Consider the following 10,809-nt stretch of genomic DNA (forward strand, 5'->3'; position numbering starts at 1 on the left):
GTCATTCACCTCCCTGGCGGCGCAGGGCCTGGGCCGGTTCGCCGGACCGCAGCGCCGTCAGTACGACCACAAGCAGCGGTACCGCGGTCACCGCGATCAGCAGCCGTGCCACCGGGCCCGCGGGCAGCTCGACACGGAGAGCCGGAAGCGGACGGGCCGCCTGCGCCGTGAGGACGATCAGCGGTACGACGAGGCGCGTGAGCAGAACACCCAGGGCCACGCCTACGGCCACCGCGACGGCCAGCAGCAGACCCTGCTCGGCGGCGGCCCCGCGGGCCAGCGAGCGCCGGGAGGCGCCCAGGGCCCGCAGTACCGCCTGTTCGTCCGCACGCTCCCGGTACGCGCCGACCGCCGCGACGGCGCAGCCCACGGCGGCCAGCACCGCCGCGGCCACCACGGCTGCAGGGAGGCCGGCCTGCGGGCCCGCACCGAGCGGGTCGGCCTTGAGCCTCTCCCGCTCCTCGTCCTGGACGAGCACGGAGGCGGCATCGGCACGGCCCCGCAGCACCGTCGCCACACGGGAGGCGGCGCCGTGGTCCGTGGCGAGCCACCACTCGTCGGGCTCCAGTACCACCCCGCCGTGATCCGCCAGGGCCCGGTTCACGGCGCGCAGGTCGAGCAGCAGGGCACCACCGTCGCCGGTGGCCGGCGGCACTACCGTGGGCAGGGCGCGTACGGCTGCGGTGACGCGGACCGTCAGCGTCGTACTGCCCAGGTTGACGTCCGCCGTCTGGCCCACATGCGTACCCGTGGCGCGGAGGAAGGCATCGGTGGCCAGCGCGGCCGGTACGGGGACGGCGGCGGTGTCGGCCCGCAGGACGAGCTCTCCGGCCGTGACCCCACTGGGGTCCTGCGGCGATGCCTCGTACCCGGTGCCGTATCTGACGGAGAGCGGGGCCGCGGCGGTGGAGCGGGCCGCCGTGGCCCGCGGCGCGGAGGCGCCCGGGGTGGGGGTCAGCACGCGGGCGCCCCAGACGGCACCGGCGGGCACCGGGACGGCGTGTGTGCGTCCGTCGGTCAGGACGGCGTTGAGCCCGGTGACCGTCAGGCGGTGCTCCTCGGCATGTCGCGGCAGGAGGTAGCCGGCGTTGATCCCGGTCAGCCGCAGCGGGCCGGCGGGGGCCGCGCCCTGCACCCGGCCGGACTCGGCGGCGAAGTCCGCCGTCAGCACGTGCGGGCGGCCGTCGGCGGGCAGCGTGCCCAGGGGGAAGGTGTACGGGACGCCGTACCGGTCCGTGACGGTGGCGACAAGGCTGGGGGCGGCCGTGCTCCGAGGCGACCCGCCCGCCGGGCCGAGCACTTCCAGGCGCGCGGTGATCCTCAGCCGGCCGGCGTTCTCCGGCAGCACGAAGCCCGCAGATCTGCCCTGCGCCTGCGCACCGGTGTGGAGGGGCCCGAGCAGCCGGCGCGGTGAGCGGTCCGCCAGGTCGTCGCGCCAGTGGAGCACCCCGGCCGCGGCCTCGGTGTCCATGGCCAGCACGGTGGCGTCGCGGTCCTGGGGCAGGGAGATCTCGGTGCGGACAGTGGGGGCGGCGGCCACGATGCCGGGAATGCCGTCGTAGACCCCACCCTGGGCGAAGGACGGGGTGGACGAGTCGGCCACGCGGAGGTCCGCGCCGACCGCGAAGTCGGCCTGATCGCGCTGGGAACGCGCCCAGCTGGCGTACTCGCCGGTCGCGAACACCCCCATCGCCACGGCGAGCACCACCAGCAGCACCGGGCCCGCTCCCCGCCCGGGACGGCGGGACAGCTGCCAGCCGGTGAGCGCCGCCGCCAGTCCGCGGGTGCCGGCGGCCCGCCGCTCGCCGAGCCGGGCCGCGAGCGGAAGCAGCCGCAGGGCCACCACCGCGCCCGCGCACAGGCAGAGCGCCGGCGCGGCCACGAGCACCGGATCGACACCCAGGGCGCCGCCCGTGTCGACCGTAAGGACTCCCGAGCCCGAAGCCCGGCGGGACAGCTGCCAGTAGGCCAGCACCGCGACGACGACGAGCGCCACGTCGGCCCCGGCCTTCACGATCCCGGGCAGCTTGTCCCGGCGCCGGCCGGTGTTTCGCTCGTCGACGTAGGTGCCGGTGCGGCGCAGCGCCGGGCCCGCGACGGCGAGCGCGCAGACCAGCGCGGTGACGGCGGCCACGGTCCACGTCCCGGCCGGTGAGCCGTCGAGCCGCACCTGCGCGCGGGCCAGCGGGCCGTGGCCGGCCAGCAACCGCAGCAGCGGGCCCGCGAGCAGGGGCGCCACCACGACCGCGGGCAGCGCCAGCAGCAGGGCCTCGACCGCCGCGAGCCCCGCCACGCGGGCGCGGGAGGCACCACGGGCCCGCAGTTGTGCGATCTCGCCCGCCCGCTCCCCGGCGAGCAGGCCGGCCACCAGGAGCAGTGCGAAGGCCGCCAGGAGCACCACCTGCAGCGTGCTGATCAGCACCGTGGACCGGCTCACCAGGAGCGTGCGGCGCAGGTCCGTCAGCAGATCCGGCAACTCGCTGCGGGCTCTGACGGATCCGTTCGTCGACCGGTTCAGGTCATGCAGCGTCTGCTGCGCGCTGTGCCGCAGACGGTCCATGCGCGCCGTGGTCATGGCGGAGAAGTCCGCGCGAGCCTGCCAGGACATGTGGTCAGGTGCGACGGCCCCGGAGGTGAAGGCGCCGGGGTCCGCAAGCATCGGGCCGTACGTGGTGAACGACAGCGTCCGCACACCCCGGCCGCTCAGCGGGTCGAGCCGCCAGTACAGGTCGGTGCGGTCGACCGGCCGGTACAAGCCCGTCACCAGTACGTGCAGCGGCCGACCGTCGCGCCGGTCGCTGAGGGTGATGCGGTCCCCGGTGTGCAGGCCCAGCACACGGGCGGCCTGTTCGGGCAGGGCGACGGGAACCGGGCGTCCGGCTTCCGGCGGGCCGGGACGGGTTCCGCCGGTCATCGTGACCCGCGCGGGGTCGAGGGTGGCCAGCAGCGTCAGGTCGGGGTCGGCGCCAGGGGAGGTGCCGACTGCGCGGGGCAGGCCGTACGAAGCGGACTGGATGCTGGCGGCCACCCGTACCGGCATGCCGTCGAAGGCTGCAGGAACGGTCCTGCGCACGGCCGTGTCAAGTGCGGCGCGGTCGGTCGAAGTGACATCCGCGTCGGCCTCGACCAGGGTGCGCGTGGCCGCCTGGTCCTGCAGAGCACGCCGCAGCCCGGCGTCCCCGACCGCTCCGCTGAACGCCGCCAGCGATGCCAGTACGCACGTGGTGAGCACCACACAGAGCAGCGCGGCACCCAGCAGCAGCCAGTGCGCGCGTGCGCGCAGCAACACGAACCCCGTCAAAACTCTCCCCGCCACCGTCCCGCGCACCCACGCAGAGGTACGCAGCCGACCCCGTCCCACGGCGGAGCCTTCTCTGTTCTCCATTTGTCGCTGCGGTCATGAGAACACGGGGCACAACGTACCCGTCCATCAGGGGTCTGTCAGGTGATCCACAGGCGCGATTATGCTGACCGCCATGAGCGAACGGGTGCTGGACCGGGCGGACGGCCCGACGGGAGGTGAACCGGCACCACCGGACGGCAACATGGTCACGGTTCACCAGGTCACGCGGACCTACGGTCACGGGGACACTGCCGTGCGTGCCCTGCGCGAGGTGTCGTTCGGTGTGCCACGCGGAGAGCTCGTGGCACTCAAGGGACGTTCCGGTTCCGGCAAGACCACCCTGCTCAACGTGGTCGGCGGGCTCGACCGCCCGGACTCCGGCAGCGTACGCGTCGCCGGAACCGAACTCGTGGGCCTCGGCGAGAAGGAACTGCTCGACCTGCGCCGCGACCACATCGGCTTCGTCTTCCAGTCCTTCGGCCTGCTGCCCGTCCTCACCGCGGCCGAGAACGTCGGCGTCCCACTGCGCCTGCGCAGAACCGAGCGCCGCGAGCGCGAGGACCGCGTCGCCCTGCTGCTCAGCCTGGTCGGCCTCGAGGACCACGTCGCCCAGCGCCCCGGCGAGCTGTCCGGCGGTCAGCAGCAACGCGTCGCCATCGCCCGCGCCCTCGCCAACCGCCCCTCCCTCCTCCTCGCCGACGAACCGACCGGACAGCTCGACGCGGAGACCGGCCGCTCCGTCATGGAACTGCTGCGCGCGGTCGTCCACAGCCAGGCCGTCACCGCCCTCGTGGCCACCCACGATCCCCAGCTCCTAGCCATCGCCGACCGTGTCCTGGAACTACGCGACGGCCGTATCGTGCCGGAGGAGTGAGCACGGGCGGGTCGGCTGCAGGCGCGCTGGGCGTGATGTGTGCGGGAGTGGCTGTGAAGAGCACCCCGCGCGCATAGCGGTATCGGCACCCCGCCACCGGACGCGCAAGGAACTTCGGCCGGCCCGCAGCCGCGGACCGGCCTCACCGTCGCCCCGCCGTCCCCGGCCGGGGTCCGTGTCAGCGGTTCGGCACCAGCCATGGCTCCTGCGGCAGCGGACTGCCGGTCTCGATCAGAGACTTGAGGTTGGACAGGACGGCCGCCCAGCCCCCGGCGACGTCCGCACGCGCGCTCTCGTCCGCCAGATCCTCGTGGGTGACCGTGAGCCTGACGATGTCGGCGTGCGGCTGGATGTCGAAGGTGACCTTGGAGTACGTGTCCTGCCGTCCCTCGTCCTCCGGGGCGGTCCAGGTGGTGACAAGGCGGGTGGGCCGATCGCTCTCGATCACCTCCCCGACCACGTCGGCGACGCCCGAACCGTCCGTGCGGACGTGTTCCCAGCGGGAGCCGGGCTTCCAGTCGGAGACGTTGCTGTGGCCCCAGTACGCGGCGGTCAGCTCGGGGTCGGTGAGCGCGTCCCAGACGATTTCGGGTGTGCTCTTGATGTAGATGACGTACACGAACGTGGGCTTGTCGCTCATGGCTTCCTCGGCTTGTCGTTTGAGGGCGCTCAGCGCACGCAGGCGCGGGCGCTCGAACTTGTCGATCCACCGCTCCTGGATCTCGTGGAGCGGCACCGGATTGAGGTAGTGCAGCTTCTCCCGCCCCCGCCGCACGCTGGCGACCAGATCGGCGGCCTCCAGCACGGCGAGATGCTGGGTGACGGACTGACGCGTCATGTCGATGTGCTCGCACAGCTCACCGAGCGTCTGTCCGCCGCGCTCGTGCAGCCGGTCCAGCAGCCGCCGGCGGGTCGCGTCGGCCAGCGCCTTGAAGACATGGTCCATCCCGGAGTCGCTCTCTGATTGCACACTCAACGTTATGCAGGTGATTTCTTGCATGTCAAGAACGCGGGCACCCCTCACACTGGCGCGGTGAGCCGGACGGTGAGCGCGTGGGTGACAGCAGGTGAGGACGTCCTGGGGGCCGTGGGGCCGTTCCCGGTGGACGTTCCGTGGTGGCAGGAGGTGGAGCCGGTCGTCACACGCCTGGAGGACCTGCTCGGGGTGCCTGTGCTGGTCCTGCGGCTGCTGACGGTGGACGGAGACGGCGGGCGGGACGGTCACGCGACCTATCACGTCGAGGCGTTGGAGCGCCCGGCACGCGGCCTGCTGGAACGACGGCCCCTCGACGACGGCCTGTTGACCCGGGACTCCGGGCTGCGCACGCCCTGGGCCCGCGCCGCAAGCCTGCGGGAACTCCTCGACTGGGCCGCAAGCGCAGCGGAGGCGGCGGGACGTCCCGTCACGGGGCGTGTCCAGCAGCGACGGACCTGGAACCTGGCGGCGCTCTTCCGGCTGCCGACCGCGCGGGGGCCGGTGTGGCTCAAGGCGACTCCGCACTTCGCCGCGGACGAGGCGGCTGTCGTCACCGCGTTCGCCCGCGTGGATCCCGCACTGGTGCCGACCCTCCTGGGCCAGGGCGACCGGCGGATCCTCATGGAGCACGTACCCGGCGAAGACTGCTGGGACGCCTCGGCCGGGACGGTGACCGCGGCGATGCAGCCGTTCGTGGCGGCCCAGGCGGCCCTCGCGTCGAACCGTCCCGCCGGGCTGCGGGACGGGCGCACGTCCGTGCTCGCGACCCGGGTCGATGCCCTCCTCGACGGACCGGTCGCCGCCGAACTGACCCCCCAAGAGATCGCTGTCACACGTGAGTTGACGGTCCGTTGGTTTCAGCTCGCGGAGTGCGGCCTGCCCGACACGGTGGTGCACGGGGACTTCCACCCGGGCAACTGGCGCAGCGACGGCGGCCGTCCGGTCGTCATGGACTTCGCGGACGCGTACTGGGGCAATCCGGTGGTGGACGGTCTGCGCGCCCACGACTTCCTCCACGAGCGGGTCCGGGCGACGGCGGCCCGGGCCTGGGCCGAGGCCTGGATCGCGCACGTCCCCGAGAGCGACCCGGTCCGTGCCCTGCGCCTCGCGGAGCCGCTTGCCGAACTCATCAACGCCGTCCGCTACCAGGAGTTCCTCGACGGCATCGAACCCTCTGAGCGGCCGTATCACGAGGGCGACCCGGCGGCGGCAATACGCAAGGCGGTACGGAGCGTACGGCATCCCAGCCCGTTCCTCACGGACTTGAGCCTCCCCCGGCGCGGAGCCGGGGCGTCCACGGAGTTCCTCCGGGCCCGCCGACGGCCCCTCGGCCGGCGGCGGCCATCGCCCGAGGATCGGCCCACGGACGATCTGCGGCGTTTCCACGCGGACACTGCGCCGCTACATCCTCGAAGGCGTGTTGGAGGACCGGCGTTCGCCTGGCGGCCGGCGGATCTTCCGTATCGGTGACCTTGACGCGCTGTCGCGTTGGCCATGTGTACTGTTTGGATGGCGAGTTGCGAGTTGATGAAGGAGGCTTCCTTGCATCAGGGCCGCGCAACGATCGAGGAGATCCGCAAGGCGCTCGGCGGCGACTGCGAGTGGGTTACTCGGCGGCTGCTCAAGCGGAAGGGAAAGCAGTTTCCTGCCCGGGAGGACATAGCGCGGTGGCATGAGGAACCACCAGGCTGGTTCCTGCTGGAGAAGCAGAAGCGATCCAGTGCCAGGGCCAAGAATCAGGCCGGGAAGGTCGCTATCGCCTGCCCCGGCTGCGGATTCTCGATCGAGGTCAAGCCCACAACAGCGCGTCGCCGCAAGGATTGGGAGGGCCTGTACTGTGGGCGCGGCGCCTGCGATTACGAGCCGCCCGGCAGCGCGGGCATGGTTACCGTGATCGGCCACAACGCGGTCGGATCGTTCACCGGCTGGCGGCACGAATTCCCCAGCGACGAGAAGATCGCCTCGTTCACCAAGGCCCAAGATCTTGCTGCTGCCGCGCTCGCCATCCAACCTGGCAGCCCCGTCCAGGCCACCATCAACAACCTGGTCGCTCCCGCCGGCACGGGGAATCACCTGGTGACCTTCAGCAATGGCTGGAGCACCGGTGTGATCATCGGCAAGGACGGCTCCGTCGAGATCGAAAACCCTATGGTTGTTGCCGGACTGCACCGCATGGTCCACGACGGAGACGAACTGGGCATCACCGTCCGCACCTTCACTCACGCGATCTCGCACACGGCTGCCAACGGGACGAAGATCCCCGTCAAGGAGCTTCGCTGCTGGTACCTGGTGGACGGCACATTCCACCCGTTGACCGAGGAGCAGACCTTCGAGGCTCACCGCATCGACCACGAGACCGGAGAACCGATCCCGCCCGAGCAAGGTGTCCGCTGCCTCGACGCCTATCCCGTAGACAACTGACACCGATCCCCGACAAGACACCGAAGGGAGGGCCGCGAGCATGCCGCGACGCCGTAAGAAGAAGCGCGCGCTGCGCCCGCTCGCGGCCCCCTTCACCGTCGCCGCACCGACCGGCGCCCGTATCCGGGACCGGCTGTGCATCACCACCGAAGAGGCCGAGGTTCTGTGGCGCGTCGGTGAGCATCTCGGGCACCACCAGCGGGTCATGGCTCCCGCCCAGCGGGACGACGGCCCCCCGGGGCCGGTACAACTTGGCCTGCACCGTGGCCTTCTCGCACCGCCGTGAGGAATGGCTGGACCGGGCGATGGCCAACCGGGCCGTCCGCTACGACATCGTGTACGACCCCGTGCGTGACCGCTGGTACCTGGATGCCTCGTGGTCCTGCGATCCTGTCGTGCTGCCGACGCCGGAGGAGATCCAGGCATCCGGCGAACGCCTGCTCGGTATCGACCTGAACGCCGATCACCTGGCTGCCTACCTGCTCGACCCGCACGGCAACCCCATCGGCGACCCCATCACCGTGCCCCTGAAGATGTCCGGCCCCGCCTCGACACGGGACGGAAGGCTCCGCACCGCGGTCACCGAGCTGATCCGCATCGCCAAGGAGCACAGCTGCGCCGGGATCGCGGTCGAGAACCTGGGCTTCGACGACGCCCGCGCTGTGGGCCGGGAGACCATGGGCCGAGGCGGACGCGGGAAGATGTTCCGCCGCACCGTGGCCGGTATCCCCACCGCCCGCTTCCGTGAACGACTCCGGGGCATGGCCTTCCACCAGGGCCTTGTGGTGATCGCAGTGGATCCCGCCTACACCTCGATCTGGGGCGGCCAGCACTGGCAGCATCCACTCCAGCAGCAGCACCAGAAGATCACCGTCACGCGGCATCACGGTGCCAGCGTGACGATTGGACGACGCGCACTCGGGCACCGAGCACGGCGACGGCCAGGTGTGACCGCTCCCGACCAGAGGATCGGACAGCGGAGAGCTACCGGCCAGACCGTGCACGTCCCGAGGACGCGTAGGACCGTGAGCCCACCCAGGACAGCGGGCACGCCAAACGGAGGCGACAAGACCCGACTGCGCCAAGGTGACCAGCTCACGCTGTTCCCCGACCTCGAAGACCGTTCGCGAGGTCACCGGACCACCTCATGTCCGGATTTTGGCGAGTCGGCCAACAATGGCCAACAACCCTAAGAACGGCAGGTGAAGGCCAGGTGCGCGACCAACGACACGCTCGGCCATCGGATCACGCACCGGGCGATGGAGTACCAGCTGGACCGGAGAGCCCGGTCGTCACGCGGAGACGTACGGCGTGGTCGTGGTCAGCGGTTCGAATCCGAGGCGAGCCAGGATCGGCCGGCTCTGCCTGCTCGCGTCGACCTGGACGTAGCGGTAGCCGCGGGAGGCCGCGACCTTGGCACGATGGGCGACCAGGGCCCGGTAGACGCCGCGGCCCCGCCAGCCAGGGACGGTGCCCCCGCCCCACAGTCCCGCGAAACGGGTGCCCGGAACGAGCTCCATCCGGGCCGCGCTCACAGGTTCGTCGCCCGCCAGGGCCAGGACGGCCACCACCTGGTCACGGTCATCGGACAGCTGGGCGAGGAGCTGGGCGCGCAACCGGGTGCTGTCCGTGCCGAACGCCCTGCGGTGGACGTCCGCCACGAGGTCGACGGCCGTGGGGTCGGTGACCGGCAGGAGGCGTACGCCTTCGGGCGGTTCCACGTCGAGGGTCAGATCGGCGGCCTCGGCAACCATCAGCGTCTCCTCGGGCTCGGGCGTGAATCCGGCCGCCCGCAGCCGCTTCCCGAGATCGACGGGCAGATCGTGACCGTACAGTTTCCACTCGAACTGACGACCGAGGTCGGCGAAGTAGCCGACCTGCTCGGCGATCACCGTGTCCGCCGTGGTCTCGTCCAGGTCCGACCACACGATCCCGTTCCAGCCGTGCGCGGAGCCGACCTGGCGCACCACCGAGGCGTCGCGCTCGATGCGGGCGCCGGTACCGTCGGGCCGGGCCCCCTGGCGCATGTCCCGGTCGTAGAGGGCGAGTACGGCAGCGTGGTCCATGAGCTCACTCCAGCATCCGGGGCGTGTATCGGCACGGTAATACGCCCCTGTCGGACGGCTTCACCCGGGTCCCGGACGGCCACGGCTGCCTCGCACGCCGGGGCGTCCGGAGCCGCGTCCGGGCGAAGCATCCGGAGGCCTGGCCAGCGGAGTCGGGGGCGCCGTCCGGACATCGCCACGGGGCGTGGTGGCTAGCCGAGTTCCAGGGTCGTCACCCCGAACACCCGCTCCCCTGCGAACGATCTGACCGGGCCCGTGTACATGCGCGCCGTCTCGAAGGACGGGGTGAGGCCCGAGCGTTCGGCCAGGGCGACGCCCGCCGTGTTCGGTTCGGGGACGTCGATGGCGAGCGGCCGGCCGGCCGCCTTGGCGGCCAGTGCCGCGAACAGGCTACCTGCGTCCTCGGCGGTGTCGGCGAAGAGCGGGCCGACACGCAGACCGTCACGAGCGGGACGGATCACCCCGTAACCGGTCAGCCGGTCGCCCTCGAGGCGGACGAAGACCCGGTTGCCGTGGGCGGTGAGCCAGTGCTCCAGGAAGCGGGGGCGGTCGGCCGGGTAGCAGGCGCTGTCGTACTCCCCGATGGCGTCGAGGTCGGCGTTCTCGGCCGGTCGCACCCCGGGCGCCGCCTCGTCGGCGAGGGCGATACCGCTGAACCGTACGGCGCGGTGCGCGAATGCGAAGCCGGACCGCCGGTAGTTGCCCTGCTGGGCGACCACGCCGTCGAGACCGATCGTACGATCTCCCGCATGGGCGAGGGCCGTCTTCCAGGTGGTCGGGCCCAGGCCGCGGCCGCGCAGGTCCGGGCGTACGAGATAACAGCCGAGGAAGGCGTAGTCGGGGCCGTAGTTGACGACGGAGATCGCCGAGACGGGCGCTTCCCCGAGCCTGCCGATGAAGAAGCCCTCGGGATCCTGGGCGAAGAAGGCCGGGCCGTCGGACAGTCCCGGATTCCAGCCCTCGTCCGCCGCCCAGCCACTGATCACCGGCCAGTCGTCGAGGGTGGCCCGGGCGACGACGAACTCGTCGGAACCCGCTGAGGTCATCGTTGTGCTCCATTCCGTGGAGGGTCGCGAACTGCTCGGGTTTGAGTCAACTCGAGTGTGCGCGCGCGGCCCGACCCGCTGAG

The 10,809-nt window shown here is 71.7% G+C and carries 9 protein-coding genes and 1 pseudogene; 6 read left to right on the forward strand and 4 right to left on the reverse strand.

Annotation, left to right across the window (positions count from 1 at the left end; all coding sequences use genetic code 11):
• Position 1: 1 nt before the first annotated feature.
• Entirely contained in the window at positions 2-3,301 is a 3,300-nt protein-coding gene (locus tag VXC91_RS24005) for an FtsX-like permease family protein (protein WP_329509394.1), read from the reverse strand.
• 175 nt (positions 3,302-3,476) lie between these two features.
• On the opposite strand from VXC91_RS24005, the gene VXC91_RS24010 reads away from it, so the two are divergent.
• The gene (locus VXC91_RS24010) at positions 3,477-4,217 is read left to right on the forward strand and encodes an ABC transporter ATP-binding protein (RefSeq protein ID WP_408057457.1); all 741 of its coding nucleotides are present in this window, start codon (positions 3,477-3,479) and stop codon (positions 4,215-4,217) included.
• A gap of 178 nt (positions 4,218-4,395) precedes the next feature.
• On the opposite strand, the gene VXC91_RS24015 is transcribed toward VXC91_RS24010, so the two are convergent.
• Positions 4,396-5,163 (reverse strand): ArsR/SmtB family transcription factor, encoded by a 768-nt coding sequence (locus tag VXC91_RS24015; RefSeq protein WP_329509402.1) that lies wholly within the window; start codon positions 5,161-5,163, stop codon positions 4,396-4,398.
• Between the two features lie 531 nt (positions 5,164-5,694).
• Between VXC91_RS24015 and VXC91_RS47055 the strand changes: the two are divergent.
• The 5 genes and pseudogenes from VXC91_RS47055 to VXC91_RS24035 all read left to right on the forward strand — a co-directional run.
• A pseudogene (locus VXC91_RS47055) lies at positions 5,695-6,258 on the forward strand (aminoglycoside phosphotransferase family protein); the annotation flags it as partial.
• Between the two features lie 340 nt (positions 6,259-6,598).
• Positions 6,599-6,721 (forward strand): hypothetical protein, encoded by a 123-nt coding sequence (locus VXC91_RS47060; protein WP_408057458.1) that lies wholly within the window; start codon positions 6,599-6,601, stop codon positions 6,719-6,721.
• Positions 6,722-6,735: 14 nt separating this feature from the next.
• The gene (locus tag VXC91_RS24025) at positions 6,736-7,614 is read left to right on the forward strand and encodes a hypothetical protein (RefSeq protein WP_329509396.1); all 879 of its coding nucleotides are present in this window, start codon (positions 6,736-6,738) and stop codon (positions 7,612-7,614) included.
• Positions 7,615-7,654: 40 nt separating this feature from the next.
• Entirely contained in the window at positions 7,655-7,900 is a 246-nt protein-coding gene (locus VXC91_RS24030; RefSeq protein WP_329509397.1) for a hypothetical protein, read from the forward strand.
• The gene (locus VXC91_RS24035; protein WP_329509398.1) at positions 7,878-8,807 is read left to right on the forward strand and encodes a hypothetical protein; all 930 of its coding nucleotides are present in this window, start codon (positions 7,878-7,880) and stop codon (positions 8,805-8,807) included. Before VXC91_RS24030 ends, VXC91_RS24035 begins: the two co-directional genes overlap by 23 nt.
• Positions 8,808-8,906: 99 nt before the next feature.
• On the opposite strand, the gene VXC91_RS24040 is transcribed toward VXC91_RS24035, so the two are convergent.
• Together VXC91_RS24040 and VXC91_RS24045 are read right to left on the reverse strand one after the other, a co-directional pair.
• Positions 8,907-9,680, reverse strand: coding sequence for a GNAT family N-acetyltransferase (locus VXC91_RS24040; protein ID WP_329509399.1), 774 nt, complete (start codon positions 9,678-9,680; stop codon positions 8,907-8,909).
• 191 nt (positions 9,681-9,871) lie between these two features.
• The gene (locus VXC91_RS24045) at positions 9,872-10,726 is read right to left on the reverse strand and encodes a GNAT family N-acetyltransferase (RefSeq protein WP_329509400.1); all 855 of its coding nucleotides are present in this window, start codon (positions 10,724-10,726) and stop codon (positions 9,872-9,874) included.
• Between the last annotated feature and the right edge of the window lie 83 nt (positions 10,727-10,809).

Origin of the sequence: Streptomyces chiangmaiensis (genome assembly GCF_036281785.1) — a bacterium.
GTDB classification, from domain to species: Bacteria; Actinomycetota; Actinomycetes; order Streptomycetales; family Streptomycetaceae; genus Streptomyces; species Streptomyces chiangmaiensis.